This is a genomic window from Catellatospora sichuanensis, assembly GCF_007483665.1.
Classification (GTDB): Bacteria; Actinomycetota; Actinomycetes; order Mycobacteriales; family Micromonosporaceae; genus Catellatospora; species Catellatospora sichuanensis.
Genome location: NZ_VIQO01000001.1, coordinates 539,634 through 557,622, shown reverse-complemented (window position 1 = coordinate 557,622; position 17,989 = coordinate 539,634). Strand labels below are relative to the sequence as shown.

Here is a 17,989-nt window from a genome sequence, read left to right as displayed (position 1 = left end):
GGGCGGGGATCGGACGCCGGTAGGCTGCGCGAATGCGCACGCTGCTGGTGACCAACGACTTCCCGCCCCGCCCCGGGGGCATCCAGCAGTTCCTGCACAACCTCGCGATCCGCCAGCCCGACGGCGAGCTGGTCGTCTACGCCTCGACCTGGCGCGACCCGAAGGCGTTCGACGCCGAGCAGCCGTATCCGGTGGTCCGGGACCGGACCGGGGTGCTGCTGCCCACAGCGCGGGTGGCCCGGCGGGTCGCGGAGCTGGCCCGCGCGGAGGGCTGTGACCGGGTCTGGTTCGGCGCGGCCGCGCCGCTCGGGCTGCTGGCCCAGGGCCTGCGCAGGCGGGCCGGGGTGCGGCGGGCCGTGGGCGTCACGCACGGGCACGAGATCGGCTGGGCGGCGCTGCCGGGCGCGCGCAGCGCGCTGCGCCGCATCGCCGACGGCAACGACGTGCTCACCTACCTCGGCGAATATCAGCGCGTGCGGCTGGCCAGGGCGCTGGGGGAGCGGACCAGCCTGCAGCGGCTGGCGCCCGGCGTCGACTCGGAGACGTTCCACCCGGACGTGGACGGAGCGGCTGTGCGGGCCCGACACGGGCTGACCGACCGCCCGGTGATCGTGTGCGTCTCCCGGCTGGTGCCGCGCAAGGGCCAGGACATGCTGATCCGCGCTCTCCCGGCGGTGCGCCGGGCGATCCCGGACGCGGCTCTGCTGCTGGTCAGCGGCGGCCCGTACCGGCCGACCCTGCAGCGGATGGCCCGCGAGCTGGACGTGGCCGACCACGTCGTGCTGACCGGCTCGGTGCCGTGGGCGGAGCTGCCGATGCACTACGCGGCCGGGGACGTCTTCGCGATGCCGTGCCGCACCCGCAACCACGGGCTGGACGTGGAGGGACTCGGCATCGTCTACCTGGAAGCCTCCGCGGTGGGCCTGCCGGTGATCGCCGGCGACTCCGGGGGTGCGCCCGATGCCGTGCGGGACGGCGAGACCGGATACGTGGTGCCCGGCCGGGACGTGGATGCGCTCGCCGCCCGGCTGGTCGAGCTGCTGTCCGACGAGGCGCTGCGGGCCAAGATGGGCGCGGCGGGCCGCGGCTGGGTCGAGCAGGAGTGGGGCTGGGATCTGCAAGCCCGCCGCCTGCGCTCGCTGCTGTCAGGCGACACTGCCTGACACCGCGCCGACTCCGCCAGAACCACCCGAACGGCCGACCCGGATCGTGCGCCTCCTGCCCGCCCACCGAAGCGCGCGGGCTCGCTCGGACGGCGGTTTCGGGGAAAATGCGCCAACCGGCCGTGCGATGGGTGCACTTTCCGTGAAACTGCGGCGCCGCGGCGCGGCCCGTTCGGCGCCCGACGGGGTCAGTCCTCGCGGGGCCACTCGTGCACGGGGATGTTCTCGTGCATGTGGGTCATGTAGCGCAGGAGCATCTCGCGTAGGGCTTCGGAGCGTTCCATGCCGCCGCGTTCCAGGCGGTGCACCGTGTCGATCTGCCAGGTCGCGCCGTTGCGGCGGAGCAGGCAGCGCTGCTCGATGATGCCCAGCAGCCGGTCCCGCTCGCGCGCTTCCACGCCCCAGCTCTCCAGGCCCTGGTGCGCCAGCGGCAGCAGGCGCCGCAGCACCAGCTCGTACGCGGTGAGGTAGCCGAGATCAGGCCAGAAAAGGTGGGCGCCGATGCCCTGCCGGGCGCCGGTGTAGAAGTTCTCGTCGGCCTGTTTGAACGGCATCCGGGACCACACCGGCAGGCCGCCCTCGGCCAGGGTGCGCACCAGGCCGAACCAGAACGCGGCGTTGGCCATGATGTCGATGACGGTGGGGCCTGCGGGAAGCACCCGGTTCTCGACCCGGACGTGCGGCATGCCGTCGGAGACGTCGTACACCGGGCGGTTCCAGCGGTAGATGGTGCCGTTGTGCAGGCGCAGCTCGGTCAGCTCGGGCACCTCGCCGCCGGCGAGCTGGTCGGCGGGGTCGTCCTCGGTGCTGATCGGCAGCAGCGCGGGGAAGTAGCGGACGTTCTCCTCGAACAGGTCGAAGACCGAGGTGATCCAGCGTTCGCCGAACCAGACCCGGGGGCGTACCCCCTGGGTTTTGATCTCTTCGGGCCGGGTGTCGGTGGCCTGTTTGAACAGGGGGATGCGGGTCTCGTGCCACAGCTCGTGCCCGAACAGGAAGGGCGAGTTGGCGGCGATGGCCAGCTGCACCCCGGCGATGGCCTGGGCGGCGTTCCAGTACGCCCCGAACTGGGCCGGGCTGACCTGCAGGTGCAGCTGGGCGCTGGTGCAGGCGGCCTCCGGCGCGATGGTGTCGGCGGTGACGGTGAGCGGGTCCGGCCCGTCGATGCTGATGCGCAGGTCCTCGCCGCGGGCGGCGAACACCTGCTCGTTGATGAGCGCGTAGCGGGGGTTGGCCGACAGCGCCTCGCCGGTCAGGTGCTCCGGGCGCAGCGTGGGCAGAATCCCGATCATGGCGGTGTGCGCGCCGACCGTGCGCGCCTTGTCCTCGGCGGCGTTCAGGCTGGCCCGGATCTGCTCCTCGTACGCGGTCAGCCCGCCCTTGGCCAGTTCCCGGGGCGGAATGTTGATCTCGATGTTGAACTGGCCGAGTTCGGTCACGAACGACGGGTCGGCGATGGCGGCGAGCACGTCCGCGTTGCGCATCGACGGCAGGCCCTGCTCGTCGACGAGGTTGAGCTCGATCTCCAGCCCGGTGAGCGGGCGCTCGAACTCGAACTGGGACTCGCCCAGCATCAGCGCGAACACGTCCAGGCACCGGCGGACCTTCTCCCGGTACCTCGCGCGGTCCGCGCGGGTGAAGACGTGCTGGTGCACTTTCTCGCCCATCGGGCGCTCACCGCCCCTCAGCGGGATCCTCCGCTAATGTCCCATAGATCCCGGGCGGGCGCGAGCCGGACGGGCCAAGCGGCCCCTGACGCAGCGGGAGCGCCCGATCGGCGATCGGACGCTCCCGGACAGCTCGGGCAGCTCAGGCAGCTCAGGCCAGACGGGCCAGCTCGGCCGTGATGGCCTCGCGGAGCTGGTCGTACTCCTCCGCCTTCGGGGAGGCGAGGGTGTCGTGCTCCTCGGCGAAACGCACCTCGTTCGGGTACCGCCACACCGGAGCGTCGCGGAACTCCCGGGCCTCCCACGAGTAGCGGGGGTGGATGTGCGCGTGCAGGTGGTGCAGCGAGTTGCCGAGGATCTCGTAGTTGAGCCGGCGGAACGCGGGGTCGAAACCGTTGCAGGCGGCGAAGACCGCCTCACCGAGCAGGCCCATGTCGGCCAGGAAGTCCGCACGCTGGGTGCGGCTCAGGTCGGTGAGGTGGTCGGCACCGTCCACATCGGACAGCAGCACGCAGTATCCAGGCAGGTGCTGCGTGTCGCCGAAGACGGCGTACCCGCTGTTCAGCTTGGCCATGACGAGGGGGTTGTCGCCGCGCCGGGCAGCACCCAGCCGGTCGGTCCGCCAGTCGGTGAGCAGCTCGTCGCCGCTGGCGTGGGCGTGCCGGCCCATCAGGACAGGTTGGGGGCGTCGGGCGCCTGCAGCAGGCCGAGGCGCAGCGCGGTCATCAGGGCCTGGGCGCGGTTGGCGGCGCCCAGCTTCTCGTAGAGCTTCGAGATGTGCGTCTTGGCCGTCGACTCGCTGACGAACAGCTGCTTGGCGATGCCGGAAACGCTCATGCCCTCGGCCAGCAGCTTCAGCACCTGGCCCTCGCGCGGGCTCAGCTGCGGGCCGCTCGGGGTCAGTCGGCGCTTCATGGCCTCGGCCAGGTCGGCGGCGGTGAACGCGCTGGGTGCGCTGGCCGCGTGGCGGGCCGCCGCGACGACCTCGTCGGCCGGGGCGGTCTTGGGCACGAACGCGCTGGCACCGGCCTCGAGCGCGCCGAAGAGCTGGTCGTCACCGGCGTACATGGTGAGCACCACGATGCCCATCGTCGAGCTGGACTTGCGCAGCGTGCGGGTGGCCTCCAGGCCGCTGCCGTCGGGCAGGCGGAGATCCATGATCACTACGTCGGGGTGCAGGGCGCCGGCCTGGCGTACCGCCTCGGCCGCGGTGCTGGCCTCGCCGACCACCTCGAACTGGCGGTCCCGCTCGAACGCGTGGCGAAGCCCCTTGCGGATCAGGTCATGGTCGTCGACGAGCAGGACCTTGGTTCGTCCTGTCGGCACAGTACTAGTGGACATGCCCGCTTTCTCCCCTTCTGGCACCCGCGCTCTGGCTGTGCGGGTGACACACGTTATCGCGTCGCCCGGCCTTCTTGTCGAGAGGAACCGCCCACGACCACGGCGACGGTGGTCCCGACCGGGTCTCGAGGCCTGATCTCGAGTCGGCCCCGGATACGTTCCGCCCTCTCCGCCATGATCGCAAGACCGTAGCGTCCGTCGGTACGCTCATCGGGTATGCCCCGGCCGTCGTCGGACACCTCGATCAGGCCGTACGGCGGGTCGACAGTGCAGGTCACCCATAGATTCGCGGCGTTCGCGTGCTTTCGGGCGTTGGTGATCGCCTCCTGCGCGATCCGCAGCAGCTCGGACTCGATCGAGGCCGGCAACCGGCCCGCCTCGTCCAGCGACAGGTTCACCTTCAGCCCGGCCTGGTTGCCCGAGATGCGGGCGAACTCGGCGATGGCCGCGGTGAGCCCGCCGTGCCGGTCCACCTCGCTGCGCAGCTCGAACAGGCTCAGCCGCAGCTCGGTGATGACCCGGGTGATCTCGGCGCGGAGCACCCGCAGCTCCTCGGCGGTGTCCTTGGCCTCCTCGGGCAGGGTCGCCTGCGCGTTGTCCACGCCGTACCCGATCATCACGAGTTCCTGGGCGACGCCGTCGTGGATCTCGCGGGCCAGCCGCTGGCGCTCCTCGTTGGTGGCTATCGAGCGCACCTCCTCGAACAGCAGCGCGGCCTCCAGCCGCAGCGCCGCCGGGGTGGCCGCGGAGACGATCCGGCCGGTCAGCGCGGGCGGGTAGCCGTTCGTGCCGTCGCGCTCCAGAGCCACCAGGCCGACCGTGCGCACACCGGCGATCAAGGGCACCACCAGGGCCGATACCGGCCCGGTCTGATCGAAGGAGCGCAGCTGGGAACGCCCGGAGACCTGCGGCTGCTGGCTGGCCCACGCGTCGGCGATGGCCGAGTCGGCGTCGAGGCTGGTCTCCCAGGCGGCCCGGGTCGAGGTGTCGTCGGCCTCCACGCCGAACTGGGCCAGCACCACCAGTCGGCCCGCGCCGCTGGCGGCCAGCACCGCGGCCCGCTGGGGCCGCCCGATCGGGCGCAGCTCCTCGAGCAGGTGCTCGGCGATGCTGCCCGGGTCGAGGGTCGCTCCGGGCAGCTGGCGGGCCACCTGGCGCAGCTGGGTGAGCAGCCGGGTGGCCTCGGCGTAGGGCTGCGGGGTGCGGCGGATCAGCGCGGCCCGCTGCATGGCGCCGGTGGTGATGGTGCCGACCGCGGCCAGGATCAGCCACTGCGCGCAGGCGGCCAGGTAGCCGAAGTGGCTCAGCTGCCGGGTGCCGTCGGGCAGCACGGTCAGCCAGCCCGCCACCGCCAGCGTCACCGCGGCGGTGCTGAGCAGCCCGGCCGACTCCAGCGGTCGGTGGTTGAGCATCGCCGCGGTGATCGGCACGGCCAGGTAGGGCAGGATCGCCGAGGCGCCTGCCCCGTCCGAGAGCGAGTACATCTGGTCGGCGGCCAGCGCGATGGCGCTCGCGCCCAGGCCGACCAGCACCGTCTCGGCGAACCGGCCCAGCGGCGCGAGCACCGCGTGCCGTGGTGTGAGCACCCCCGGCAGCCCGGCCAGCGCCAGCAGGGCGACCCAGCGCAGCTCCGACCAGTCCTTGGTGGCGGCCATGATGAGCACGCCCACCAGCAGCAGCATGGTGCCGCGTACGGCGATCGCGATCAGCTGCGAGGCCGGTATACGCCGCATCCGGCGCTTGGGGCGCTCAGCGGTGGTAGATGGCATCGATCTCCTCCGCGTACTCCTTCATCACGACCGCGCGCTTGACCTTCAGCGACGGGGTCAGTTCGCCGGTTGCCTCGGTGAAGTCACGAGGCAGGATCGTGAAGACCTTAATGCCTTCGGCCGCCGACACCGCCTTGTTGGCCTCGGTGATCGCGGCCTGAATCTCGGCGCGCAGGTCGGCGTCGTCGACCAGTGCCGAAACGGGCGTGTCCGGACGGTCGCGCGCGGCCAGCCAGCTCGGCAGCGCCTCCGGGTCGACGGTGACCAGTGCGGCGATGAACGGCTGCCGGTCGCCCACCACCATGCACTGGCTGACCAGCGCGTGGGCGCGGACCCGGTCCTCCAGCACGGCCGGCGCGACGTTCTTGCCGCCCGCCGTCACGATGATCTCTTTCTTGCGCCCGGTGATGCGCAGGAAACCATCGGCGTCGAGCGAGCCCAGGTCTCCGGTGTGGAACCAGCCGTCGGCGTCGATCGCCTCGGCGGTGGCCGCCGGGTTGTTCCAGTACCCGGGGAAGATGACCTCGCCGCGGGCCAGGATCTCGCCGTCGTCGGCGATGCCGATGGTCACCCCGGGCAGCGGCTGGCCGACCGTGCCGATCCGCTGCGCACCGGCCCGGTTGAAGGTGATCGCGGGCGACGTCTCGGTCAGGCCGTAGCCCTCCAGCACGTTGAGCCCCACGCCGCGGAAGAAGTGGCCCAGCCGGTCGCCCAGCGGCGCGCCGCCGGAGATCGCGCTGTGGCAGCGTCCGCCCAGCGCGGCCCGCAGCTTGCCGTAGACGAGCTTGTCGAAGACCGTGTGCCGCAGCCGCAGGCCCAGGCCGGGCCCGCCGGGCGTCTCCAAAGCCTGGCTGTACGCGATCGCGACGGCCTCGGCCCGGTCGAAGATCGCGCCTTTGCCGCCGCTGTGCGCCTTCTGCCGGGCGCTGTTGTAGACCTTCTCGAACACCCGCGGCACGCTCAGCAGGAACGTCGGCTTGAACGCGCCCAGGTCGTCGATCAGGTTCTTCACGTCGGCGGTGTGGCTGGTGCGCACCCGGCCCTGCACGACACCGATCTGGAGCAGCCGCGCGAACGCGTGCGCCAGCGGCAGGAACAGCACCGTCGAGGAGCCCTCCTGGAACAGGATGTCCAGCGCCGGGATGGCGTTGCCGATGTCGGAGAGCATGTTGCGGTGCGTCAGCACGCAGCCCTTGGGCCGGCCGGTGGTGCCCGAGGTGTAGACGATGGTGGCCGGGTCGTCGGCGCTGCCGGACTTGCGGCGCACCTCGATCTCGGCGGGGTCGACGTCCGCGCCCCGGGTGACCAGCGTGGACAGGTCGCCGCCCTCGATCTGCCACAGTCGCGGCAGGTCGGTGGCGGCCTCGCGCACGGTCGCGGTGTGCGCGGCCGTCTCGGTGAAGCAGCCCACCGCACCGGAGTCGGCCAGGATCCACCGCACCTGCTCGGCGCTGGAGGTCTCGTAGATCGGCACGGTGACCGCGCCGCAGGCCCAGATCGCGTAGTCGATCAGCGTCCACTCGAACCGGGTGCGGCTCATCAGGGCCACCCGGTCACCCGGCTGCACACCCGCGGCGACCAGGCCGCTCGCCAGCGCCACGACCTCCGCCTTGAACTCCGCGGCGGTGACGTCCGCCCAGCCGGATCCCGCGCGGCGGGAGAACTGCACCAGCTGGGGCGTCTGTGCCGCGTTGTCCCACACCGGGTCGGTCAAGCGGTCCACGTCGTCGACGATCACCGCCGGGGCCTGCGAAAACTGCCGCACCAAACGCTCCTTGAGCTGCTCATTCGGGCACCTGGCGCGTCCGCGCCGCCCAGCGGCGCGCGCCGCTGCCGCCCCCGGCACTGTAGAACGTCGTCCCGGTCGCTCTGCAAACGCTGTCCCAGTTGCGACGGGTTGGCGTCCGCTCGTCGTGGCGGGTCGGCTATGCCCCGGCCGCTACGGGTAGCCTGCTGTTCATGGCGGAATCCTCCTCCCAGTCGATCGTGATCAACGCCGACCCGGCCCGCATCGCCGAGGTCATCTGCGACTACCCCTCGTATCCCCGGTGGACCCAGGCCATCAAGGCCGCTGAGGTGCTCGAGGAGTACGAGGACGGTTACCCGGCCACCGTGCGCTTCGTCATCGACGCGGGCATCGTGCAGGACGAGTACACCCTGCGCTACGACTACGCCGAGGACATCTCGCGGATCGAGTGGCACCTGGTCGCGCCGTCCAAGATGCAGAAGGCGCAGGACGGGTCCTATGACATCACCGACAACGGCGACGGCACCTGCACGGTGACCTACACGCTGTCGGTGGATCTCTCGATCGGCATGCTGGGCATGTTCAAGAAGAAGGCCGAAAAGGCGATCATGGATACCGCTTTGAAGGAGCTCAAGAAGCAGGTCGAGGCGGCCTGAGCATGGACATCTCGCCGGGCACTGCCCGAGAGGAGGCGGAGCGGCTGGTGGCGGCGGTGCTCGCGGCCGCGACGCTGGCTGCCAACGCCAACCCGCACCTGGCCACGGGCTCCCCGGAGTGCTGCGTGTGTCCACTCTGCAAGGTGATCGCGGCGGTTCGTGACCCCGACCCGGAACTGGTCGAGCGGGTCGCGACCGGAGCCGGCGACCTGGCCGCCGGCCTGGCCAGCTTCCTGCGCAGCGTCTCCACGCACCAGCCCGGCAAGGGCGACACGTGGCGCGAGGCCACGGCGGAGGAGGCCGGCGCCGAGGGCGACACGCCGACGGATTCGGCGCGGCCCGCCGCGGCGGAGGGCGTCCCGACGGCTTCGGCCACCCGACCGATCGCGAAGAAGGCGGTCAAGAAGATCGTCAAGAAAGCTGTCGCCAACCCGACACCAGGTGTTTCCGAGCCGGAAACCTCGCCGTCACCCGGTCGGGTTAAGGCAGCAAAAAAGGCCGTCCGCAAGGCGGAGCCGCACCCACCGCCGGAGTTGTGACATCGATCTTCGGCGGGCGACGCTCGCGGGAGGTCCTTCCGGCGTTAGGGTGTTGCCCAAGTAGCACGGCGTGGGCTCCCCAAAAGCGTCACCGCCGGCAAGCCCAGCAAGAAAGGGTTCGGCCGTGGCACTCACCATCGGCGTGGACATCGGTGGCACCAAGGTGCTCGGCGGTGTGGTCGATCCTGACGGCACCGTGATCGCGACATGCCGTCGCGACACCCCGGCCGGCGACGTCGCCGCGACCCGGGACGTGATCATCGATGTGGTGAAGGATCTGTCCGCCGAGCATACGGTGGACGCGGTCGGCATCGGCGCCGCCGGATGGATTGACGCGACCCGGTCCACGGTGCTCTTCGCACCGAATCTGGCCTGGCGTGACGAACCGCTGCGGGACTACGTCGCCAAGGCGGTGAACCTGCCCGTGGTGGTGGAGAACGACGCGAACGTGGCGGCGTGGGCGGAATTCCGCTACGGCGCGGCGGCCGACGCCGAGGACTCGATGGTGATGTTCACCGTCGGCACCGGCATCGGCGGCGGCATCGTGCTCGGCGGCGGTCTCGTGCGCGGCGCGCACGGCATCGCGGCCGAGATCGGCCACATGCTCGCGGTGCCCGACGGCCATGTCTGCGGGTGCGGCCGGCACGGCTGCATCGAGCAGTACGCCAGCGGCAACGCCCTGGTCCGCTTCGCCCGGGCGGGTGCGCAGGCCGAGCCGGAGCGGGCGGCACTGCTGCTGGGCAAGGCCGACGGCAAGGTGGAGAACATCACCGGTCCGATCGTGACCGCGGCGGCGCAGGCCGGCGACGAGGTGGCGATCGACGCGTTCACGCAGATCGGATACTGGCTGGGCCAGGGTCTGGCCGACCTGGTGCAGATCCTCGACCCGCAGGTGCTGGTCGTCGGCGGCGGCGTCATCGACGCCGGAGACCTGCTGATGACCCCCGCCCGCCAGTCCTACCTGGACAGCCTCGCCCAGCGCGGCCGCCTCCCCGTAGCCGAACTACGCGCCGCCAAAATGGGCAACGTCGCAGGCCTCGTCGGCGCCGCCGACCTCGCCCGCCTCTGACCCCACCACCCGGCACCCCATCCACCCGCTTCGGCGCGGTGATCATGAACTTGTGGCACGGCTCGACGGCGTGTCGCGGCCATAACTTCATGATCATCGTGGCGGGGGTGGGGCATGCTGGGCGGCATGTCGGTGCGGGTGGTGTCGTACAACGTGCATTCGTTGCGGGACGACCTCTCCGCGCTGTCGGCGGTGGTGCGGGGGCTGGCGCCGGATGTGCTGATCGTGCAGGAGGCGCCGCGGCGCTGGCGGTGGCGGACCAAGTGCGCCGATCTGGCGGCGTCGTTCGGCATGGTCATGGCGGTGGGGGGCATGCCCAGCCTGGGCAATGTGATCATGACCAGCCTGCGGGTGCGGGTGCTCGACCAGTGGTGCATGCGCTACCCGCTCACCCCGGGCCGTCACATGCGTGGCGCGTGTTTCGCCCGCCTCGAAATTCCGGGGCGGGCGCCTTTCGTGGTGGTCGGGTCGCACCTGTCGACCGACGACGCCGAGCGCCCGGCCCAGGCGGCGCTGCTCAAGCCCGCGCTGGCGCTGGACGACCCGGTCGTCGTGGGACTGGACCTCAACGAGTGCCCCGACGGCAGTTCCTGGCAGCTGCTCACCGACCGGCTGGCCGACGCCGCGGCGCTGGCCGACCTGGAGGACCGGCACACGTTCCCCACCCCGAACCCGACCCGGCGGATCGACGCCATTCTTCTCGACCCGCGCCTCGAGCTGCGGCGATATCGGGTGATCACGTCAGACGAGGCAGACCGGGCCAGTGACCACTACCCCCTGGTCGTCGACATCGTCTAGGAATCCGCGCTTTACAACCTCTGCCGCATACGGGAAAGATGCTCTGCGTCTTACCTAGTCGTGGAGGTCGCGGGTGACGTATTCGGCCGGTTACGGCGATCCCGAGTCGGGTGGTCCCGCGACGGCGTGGCGTGACGGCTGGCCGGTCTACGACCGCAGCGGCACGGTCTGCGTCATCGGCGCGGGCCCCAGCGGGTTGACCGCGATGAAGAACCTCAAGGAGCAGGGGTTCGGCGTCGACTGCTACGAGCGCGACACCAGCGTCGGCGGGGCCTGGAACTGGCGGCACGACCGCAGCCCGGTGTACGCGAGCACGCACCTGATCTCGTCGAAGCCGTTCAGCCAGTTCCCGGACTTCCCGATGCCGGACAGCTGGCCGGACTACCCCAAGCACAGCCAGGTGCTGGAATACCTGGAGCACTACGCCGACCACTTCGACCTCAAGCCGCACATCTGGTTCGGCACCGAGGTCGTCAAGGTCGAGCCCGCCGAGGGCGAGCGCTGGGACGTGACCACGCGCAGCACCGGCGGCTACGGCGGCGAGCGCATCCATCGCTACGCGGCGGTGGTCATCGCCAACGGCCACAACTGGTCCCCCAAGCGCCCCGAGTACGAGGGCCTGGAGGACTTCAAGGGCGAGGTGATCCACGCCGCGCAGTTCAAGGACGCCGCGCAGCTGCGCAACAAGAAGGTCCTGGTGATCGGGGCGGGCAACACCGGCTGCGACATCGCGGTGGAGGCGGCCCAGCAGGCCGCGCGCTGCTGGCACTCGACCCGGCGCGGTTACTGGTACACCCCGAAGTACACCCTGGGCCGCCCGGCCGACCAGGTGAACGACCTGATGCTGTGGCTGAAGCTGCCGCTGCGGGCCCGGCAGTTCCTGGCGCACCGGACGCTGAAGTCGACGGTCGGCGACCTGACCCGGTTCGGCCTGCCCAAGCCCGACCACAAGATCTACGAGACGCACACCATCGTCAACAGCCAGCTCGTCTACTACCTGGGCCACGGCGCGGTCTCGCCGGTGGGCGACGTGGCGCGCTTCCACCGCAACAGCGTGGAGCTCAAGGGCGGCGAGGTGATCGAGCCCGACCTGGTGGTGCTGGCCACCGGCTACCACCCGTCGTTCGATTTCATCGACGGCAACCTGCTCGGCGTCGACGCGTCGGGCCGTCCGCGGCTGGCCATGCACGCCTTCCCCAAGCGCCAGCCGACGCTGGCCGTGGCCGGGCTGCTGCAGCCGGACTCGGGGCTGTTCCCGCTGGTGCACTGGCAGATGGTGGCGTTCGCCCGGATGCTGCGGGTGCGCGAGGCGGCTCCGGCCAAGGCCGTCGCGGTGCAGCGGCGCCTGGAGGCCGAGCTCGACCGGCGGTGGACCACGGCGAAGGTGAAGGACTCGACCCGGCACTGGTTCGAGATCAGCCACACCACCTACCTCAAGGCCATCCAGCGCCTGCTCGACGAACTCAGCCTGGAGGGGGCCAAGTGAAGGTCATGCGCGCCCGCGAGTGGGCGTTCCCGATCGCACCGGTTCGCCGCGAGGTGCGCCGCGCCACCCCCGAGCTGGACGAGGGCAAGCCGCCCGTGCTGTTCGTGCCCGGGTTCGGCCACGGCGCGTGGGTGTTCGCCGAGCACTGGCTGGAGCACACCGCCGACCGCGGCTTCCCGGCGTACGCGGTGAGCCTGCGCGGGCACGGCGACAGCGCGAAGGCGCCGAAGGCCACGCTGCGGGCGTACGCCCACGACGTGGCCCAGGTCGCCGCCTCCCTGCCGCGCCGCGCGGTGATCGTGGGGCACGGGGCCGGCGCCCTGGTGACCGCGCACGCGTTGGCGCGTTACCCGGCCCGGGCCGCGGTGCTGCTGTCGCCGGTCTTCGGCGGGGCGGGCACCGCGCTGCGCAACCCGATGCTCAGCCTGCCGGCGCTGTTCGGCGGCGGCCTGCGCCTGCCGGCCGGGCAGCTGTTCAGTCGCGAGCTGCCGGCCAACGCCGCCCGCGGGTACGCCGCGCGCCTCGGCCGGGCCTCGACCCGGGCCCAGTGGCAGCTGCTGCGCGGCCGCACCCCGCAGCCGCCGGTGGGCGACCCGCCGGTGCTGGTGGTGGGCAGCCCGGACGACCGCATCGTGTCCGACACCGCGCTGCGCCGGGTGGCCCGCGGCTACGGCGGCGCGCCGCTGCTGTTCCCGGGCATGGGCCACGACCTGATGCTGGACACCCGCTGGCGGGAGCCGATCGACGCGATCCTGGACTGGCTGGAGAAGTCCGCTTAGACATGCGGAGCCCGCTCCGCGGCCTTAATCGGTGTTCAGCCTCCGCTTCGCTCCGGCTGAACACCGAGCGCCCGCTCCGACGGGCTCCTGACCTAGACGACCGCCCCGTCGTCGGGCGGCAGTTCGTCGTCCTCGTCGCCGGGGCGCAGCCGCATGATCAGCGCGGTGGCCCCGCCGAGGATGCAGACCAGGGCGAACAGCATGCTCACCCGATCGTTGAAGGGCAGCAGCCCGGTGTCGAAGAACAGCACGAACCCGAAGACGATCGACAGCACGGCGACGATCGCGGCGAACGGCACCCGCGGCAGCGGCGGGGGCGGCGGCGGCACGAACTCCTCGGGCGTGTCGTCGGGCAGCCCGCTGCCGAACGAGTCGAGCGAGTCGAGCAGCGACGGGTCGCCGGGGGAGACCCCGCGGGGGTCGCCGGTCAGCGCGGGGCGGTTGAGGATCGGGCCGCCGGCGGGCCACACCGGTCCGGCCGGCGCGGGCGGGGCGGTGGGGGGCTCCTCACCGGCGGGCCAGGACCGGGCGGTCAGCGGTGTGTCGAAACCGGCGACGATGCGAGCGAACTCGGCATCCACCTGTTCGGGCGTCGCCTCGTTGCCGGACGGCCCGGGACGCGCAGGTTCGGCCGGCGTGCGGTCCGGATCGTCCGTGGCTGGCACCTGGCACACTCCTTGGCGGGATAGGGGCTCGTCGTGGGGCCGGTGGGCATCGCTTCAAATCCTGACACGTGACACCCGTGTTCCGGCAGTAGGCTCTGCGATGCATGCCACAAACTCGGTATGTCCCGGCCGGCCCCTCCGAGCCGGATCGTCAAGCGCCACACCACGTTCGCCGATCGACTTGGACGGGACTCAGTGCTCTACTGGCTGCTGAAATACATCTTCCTCGGCCCCCTGCTGCGGTTGATCTTCAGGCCGCAGGTCGAGGGTCTCGAACATGTGCCGGACCGGGGCCCGGCGATCCTCGCCAGCAACCATCTCTCGTTCTCCGACTCCATCTTCATGCCCCTGGTGGTGAAGCGGAAGGTCACATTCGTGGCCAAAGCGGAATACTTCACCGGCAAGGGCGTCAAGGGCTGGCTGACGAAGATGTTCTTCGTGGGCACCGGCACCATCCCGGTGGACCGCTCCGGCGGCCGCGCCGCGCAGGCCGCCCTGGACACCCAGCTGCGCGTGCTGCGCGCGGGCGGCCTGGCCGGCATCTACCCGGAGGGCACCCGCTCGCCCGACGGGCGGCTGTTCCGGGGCAAGACCGGGGTCGCCCGGCTGGCGCTGGAGAGTGGCGCGACGGTGGTGCCGGTGGCGATGCTCAACTCCGACGTGGTGCAGCCCACCGGCAAGCTCATCCCGAAGGTGATGCGGGTGAAGATCCGCTTCGGGGCGCCGCTGGACTTCTCCCGGTACGCGGGCATGGCCGGGGACCGGTTCGTCGAGCGCGCGATCACCGACGAGATCATGTACGACGTGATGGAGCTCTCCGGCCGCGAATACGTCGACACGTACGCCGTGAAGATCAAGAACGTCGCGGCCGCGGGCGTCTAGCCCAGCAGCCCCTGCGCCCGGTTGCGGCCGGCGAACTCGTGCAGCTCGGCCAGGCCGACCTCGTCGAGCGTGCCCGCCCGTGCGGCCCAGGCCAGCGAGAGCATCCGGTTGCTGGCGTCGCCGATCCGGGCGAAGTGCACAGCCGCCTCGACGTGCTCGCCAGCGACGGTGGCCAGGGCCGCCCGGACCCACGGCGTACGCCGCGGCGAGCGCGCCAGCATCGCCCGCACCCGGGCCCGCTCGCCGTCTCCGAGCAGCGCGGCCGCGTGCCCGGCGGCCGCCACCCACTCGCCGAACGGCAGCATCACCCGGGCCTGCCAGTCCCGCTCCAGCTCGCCGAGCAGCGAGGCGGCCTCCTCGGCCCGGCCCTGCAGGGCCCGGCACAGCGCGGCCGGCGCGGCGGCGCCCCGCAGCACCCGGTGGAACCCGCTGCGCCGGGCGAAGTAGAGCATCTTCTCGATGGCGTCGTCGTCGGGCTCCTCGCCGCGCAGCACCCGGATCCAGGACGAGGTGAGCACGGACATGGCGTCCCACTCGGCCGCGTTGGAGCGCATCGTCTCGCCGATGGCCCGCACCTGGGTGTCCCAGTCCCCGGCGAAGAAGGCGTCGGCCGCCTCGCGGTGGAAATTGGTGGCCAGGCTCAGCCCGCCCGCGATGTCCACCGTGCGCTGCTCGGTGAGCAGCCGGTGGTGCCGGGCCAGGTCGCCCTCCTCCAGGCAGGCCCAGGCGAAGTTCTGCACCGCCCGGCGGCGGCTGGTCAGCCGGTGCTCGCGGCAGTGCTCGGTGAGCAGCTCCAGCTCGCTGAACCCGGTCGGATCGCCCGCGATGTAGCGCGCCGTGGCGGAGGTGATGCGGGCGTTGGCGTGCACCTCGGCCAGGCCGAGCCGGTCGGCGATGTCGGCGGCGGCCTCGGCGGCGGCGATCGCCGGCTCGGCCTCGTAGTTCATCATGTGCACCCGGGCCAGCTCCAGCAGCGCCTCGGCCTTCTCCAGGGTCTCCGGCAGCTCCTCGTAGCGCTCGACCGCGGCGTCCAGGTGGGCCAGCGTGGCGGCGCGGTCCGCGCGGCTCCACGCGATGGTGCCGAGCAGCGTCAGCGCGCGGGCGGCGCCGGCCCGCTCGCCGAGCCGGTCCAGCTCCTCAGCCAGCTCGGCCAGCCGCTGCGGGCCGCCGCTGTCGCCGAACGACTCCCCGGACCGGAACAGCGACAGCTCGGCGGCGAACAGGTCCAGCAGCGGGTCGTGCGTCAGCTTCAGGCTGAGCGCGCGGTCGAGCAGCGTCGCCGCGGCGTCCAGGGCGTGCAGGGCGTACGCACGCCGGGCCGCCCGGTGCAGCGCGGCCCGTGCCGCCGGCGCGTACGGCTCGGGGTCCATGCCCAGCGTCCGGGCGATCTCGTGGGCCGCCCAGCGGTGGTTGGCCAGCACCTCGGCGAGGTCGGTGGCCCGGTTGTCGGTGATCTGCTCCAGCCAGTCGGCGGTGCGCTGATGCCGGGTGACCCGCTCGGTGCGCGGCAGCCGCTGGTAGCAGACGTCGCGGACCAGCACGTGGCGGAACGCGTACTCCGGCTCGCCGGCCATCGCCGAGGTCGGGTGCTCGGCGACCAGGTCGCGCTGCTGCAGCCGCTGCAGCGACCGGGTCACCACGTCGACGGGCAGACCCAGCGCCCCGGCCACCGCGCCCGGCCAGAACTGGGTGCCCACCACGGCGGCGGCCTGCAGCACCGAGCGGTCGGTCGGGTCCAGCAGGTCGAGCCGGTTGGCGATGACGGCCTGCACGGTCTGCGGCATCGGGGTGGCGTCGCCGTCGGCCAGCGCCCAGTTGCCGCCGACCGGGCGCAGCTCGCCCCGCTCGACCAGCATGCGGACGAACTCGTGGGCGTAGAGCGGGTTGCCGCCGGCGAGTTCCACCAGCGGGGCGACCCCGGTGGCGGGGAACACGGCCTGGCCGAACATCAGCCGGTACATGGCGGCGATGTGCTCGTCGTGCATCGGGCCCAGCGACACCGAGACGGTGCCGGTCACCGCGCTGGTCCAGCCCGGGCGGCGCTCGCGCAGCTCGGGCCGGGCGGTGGCGACGACGAGCAGCGGCACACCGGGGCCGATGCTGCCGAGCATCTCGACGAACCGCAGCATGGCCTCGTCGGCCCAGTGCATGTCCTCGAAGACCAGCACGGTCGGGTTGGCCGTCGTCATGGCCAGCAGGAAGCGCCGCCACGCCGACTCGGTCTCGCCCGGGGTCAGGCCGGCGCCGGGCAGGCCCACCAGCGGGCCGAGCGCGTCACCCAGCCGGGCCGCCTCCAGCTCCCCGCACATGGTCCGCAGGGCGCTCTCCAGCCGGTTGCGGGCGGTCGGCTCGTCGTCGGTGTCGAGGATGCCGACCTGCGCCTTCACGATCTCGGCCAGCGCCGCGTAGGTCACGTTCTCGCCGAACGGCGGGCAGTGCCCGACCCGCCAGCACACCGCGGTCTCCGGGATGCGCTCAGCGTGGCGGGCCAGCTCGCGCAACAGCCGGCTCTTGCCGATGCCGGCCGGTCCGAACACGGTGACCAGCTGCGGGCTGCGGTCGCGGATGGTGCGGTGCAGCGCGGTGACCAGCAGACCCCGCTCGTGGTCGCGGTTGACCATCGGAGTGGACTCGTCCCGGTCGCGCCGCTGCAGCCGCGCGGACACCGCGAGGAAGACGCGGCTGCTGGTGCTGCGGCCCTTGAGGGTCTGCGGGGCCAGCTCGTCGTACTCGATGTCGTCGGCGGTGGCGCGGGCGGTCTCGGCGCACACGATCACCGCGCCCGGCGCGGCGGCCGACTGCAGCCGGGCGGCCGTGTTGACCACGTCGCCGGCCACGATGGCCTGCCCGCCGTCGCGCGCCGCGTCGACGTCGACCAGCGCCTCGCCGGTGGCCACCCCGGCCCGGAAGGTCGCCGCGTCGGCCAGCGGCCCGCGGCCGAGCACGCGTTGTGCCTCCAGCCCGGCCCGCACCGCGCGCAGCGCGTCGGTCTCGGTGGCGACCGGCGCGCCGAAGATGGCCATCACCGCGTCGCCGATGTACTTCTCGACCACCCCGCCGAACTGGCGGACCACCTGGCGCACCGCGCTGAAGTACTCCTGCTGCAGGGTGCGGACCTGCTCCGGATCGGATTGCTCGGCGTACGTGGTGAAGCCGACCATGTCGACGAACAGCACGCTGACCTGCCGCCGGTCCTCCCGTGCGGGCGGGCCCTGCGCCGCCGCCAGCGGGTTGCCGCAGCCGGTGCAGAAGAGGTCGCCGAAAGCCACCGTACGTCCGCAATGGACGCAAGGTGGGGTGAGGTTCGCCCCGCAGCCGCCGCAGAACCTGTCGTCCGGGCCGGCCGCGCGGGAGCAGTGCGCGCAGGTTGGGGTCTTCACGTCTCCGCCAGGTCGCCGGAGGTCCAGTATGGCCTGACCACCCGGGTC

General features: G+C 72.1%; 15 protein-coding genes. 8 read left to right on the top strand and 7 right to left on the bottom strand.

Annotated elements, in window-relative coordinates:
- Nucleotides 1-32: 32 nt before the first annotated feature.
- Nucleotides 33-1,163 (top strand): glycosyltransferase family 4 protein, encoded by a 1,131-nt coding sequence (locus FLL47_RS17380; protein ID WP_144121534.1) that lies wholly within the window; start codon nt 33-35, stop codon nt 1,161-1,163.
- A 188-nt stretch (nt 1,164-1,351) separates the two neighbouring features.
- Here the strand turns inward: FLL47_RS17380 and FLL47_RS17375 are convergent, their stop codons facing one another.
- From FLL47_RS17375 to FLL47_RS17355, 5 genes are all read right to left on the bottom strand, one after another.
- Entirely contained in the window at nt 1,352-2,830 is a 1,479-nt protein-coding gene (locus FLL47_RS17375) for a glutamate-cysteine ligase family protein (protein ID WP_144121533.1), read from the bottom strand.
- A gap of 151 nt (nt 2,831-2,981) precedes the next feature.
- Nucleotides 2,982-3,500 carry an HIT family protein gene (locus FLL47_RS17370; protein ID WP_144121532.1) on the bottom strand — a complete coding sequence of 173 codons (519 nt, stop codon included), beginning with the start codon at nt 3,498-3,500 and terminating at the stop codon, nt 2,982-2,984.
- Nucleotides 3,500-4,171: a response regulator transcription factor gene (locus FLL47_RS17365; protein ID WP_120316171.1), complete on the bottom strand. Its 672-nt coding sequence runs from the start codon at nt 4,169-4,171 to the stop codon at nt 3,500-3,502. Before FLL47_RS17365 ends, FLL47_RS17370 begins: the two co-directional genes overlap by 1 nt.
- Nucleotides 4,172-4,224: 53 nt before the next feature.
- Nucleotides 4,225-5,940 (bottom strand): sensor histidine kinase, encoded by a 1,716-nt coding sequence (locus tag FLL47_RS17360; protein WP_144121531.1) that lies wholly within the window; start codon nt 5,938-5,940, stop codon nt 4,225-4,227.
- A complete protein-coding gene (locus tag FLL47_RS17355; protein WP_144121530.1) occupies nt 5,921-7,705 on the bottom strand; it encodes an AMP-dependent synthetase/ligase in 1,785 nt (594 codons plus the stop codon). Before FLL47_RS17355 ends, FLL47_RS17360 begins: the two co-directional genes overlap by 20 nt.
- Nucleotides 7,706-7,899: 194 nt before the next feature.
- On the opposite strand from FLL47_RS17355, the gene FLL47_RS17350 reads away from it, so the two are divergent.
- From FLL47_RS17350 to FLL47_RS17325, 6 genes are all read left to right on the top strand, one after another.
- Entirely contained in the window at nt 7,900-8,343 is a 444-nt protein-coding gene (locus FLL47_RS17350) for an SRPBCC family protein (protein WP_144121529.1), read from the top strand.
- A 47-nt stretch (nt 8,344-8,390) separates the two neighbouring features.
- Nucleotides 8,391-8,882: a hypothetical protein gene (locus FLL47_RS42985; RefSeq protein ID WP_186315775.1), complete on the top strand. Its 492-nt coding sequence runs from the start codon at nt 8,391-8,393 to the stop codon at nt 8,880-8,882.
- A 124-nt stretch (nt 8,883-9,006) separates the two neighbouring features.
- Nucleotides 9,007-9,951, top strand: coding sequence for an ROK family glucokinase (locus tag FLL47_RS17340; protein ID WP_144121528.1), 945 nt, complete (start codon nt 9,007-9,009; stop codon nt 9,949-9,951).
- A 126-nt stretch (nt 9,952-10,077) separates the two neighbouring features.
- Nucleotides 10,078-10,749, top strand: a complete 672-nt coding sequence (locus FLL47_RS17335; protein ID WP_186315774.1) for an endonuclease/exonuclease/phosphatase family protein — start codon at nt 10,078-10,080, stop codon at nt 10,747-10,749.
- A 73-nt stretch (nt 10,750-10,822) separates the two neighbouring features.
- A complete protein-coding gene (locus tag FLL47_RS17330; protein WP_144121526.1) occupies nt 10,823-12,235 on the top strand; it encodes a flavin-containing monooxygenase in 1,413 nt (470 codons plus the stop codon).
- A 5-nt stretch (nt 12,236-12,240) separates the two neighbouring features.
- The gene (locus FLL47_RS17325) at nt 12,241-13,014 is read left to right on the top strand and encodes an alpha/beta hydrolase (protein ID WP_144121629.1); all 774 of its coding nucleotides are present in this window, start codon (nt 12,241-12,243) and stop codon (nt 13,012-13,014) included.
- 92 nt (nt 13,015-13,106) lie between these two features.
- Here FLL47_RS17325 and FLL47_RS17320 read toward each other — a convergent pair whose 3' ends face one another.
- Nucleotides 13,107-13,679: a DUF308 domain-containing protein gene (locus FLL47_RS17320; RefSeq protein WP_144121525.1), complete on the bottom strand. Its 573-nt coding sequence runs from the start codon at nt 13,677-13,679 to the stop codon at nt 13,107-13,109.
- A gap of 195 nt (nt 13,680-13,874) precedes the next feature.
- Here FLL47_RS17320 and FLL47_RS17315 point away from each other — a divergent pair, with 195 nt between their 5' ends.
- Nucleotides 13,875-14,561, top strand: a complete 687-nt coding sequence (locus FLL47_RS17315; protein WP_144121628.1) for a lysophospholipid acyltransferase family protein — start codon at nt 13,875-13,877, stop codon at nt 14,559-14,561.
- Here FLL47_RS17315 and FLL47_RS17310 read toward each other — a convergent pair.
- Entirely contained in the window at nt 14,558-17,941 is a 3,384-nt protein-coding gene (locus FLL47_RS17310; RefSeq protein ID WP_144121524.1) for an AAA family ATPase, read from the bottom strand. The genes FLL47_RS17315 and FLL47_RS17310 overlap by 4 nt on opposite strands.
- Between the last annotated feature and the right edge of the window lie 48 nt (nt 17,942-17,989).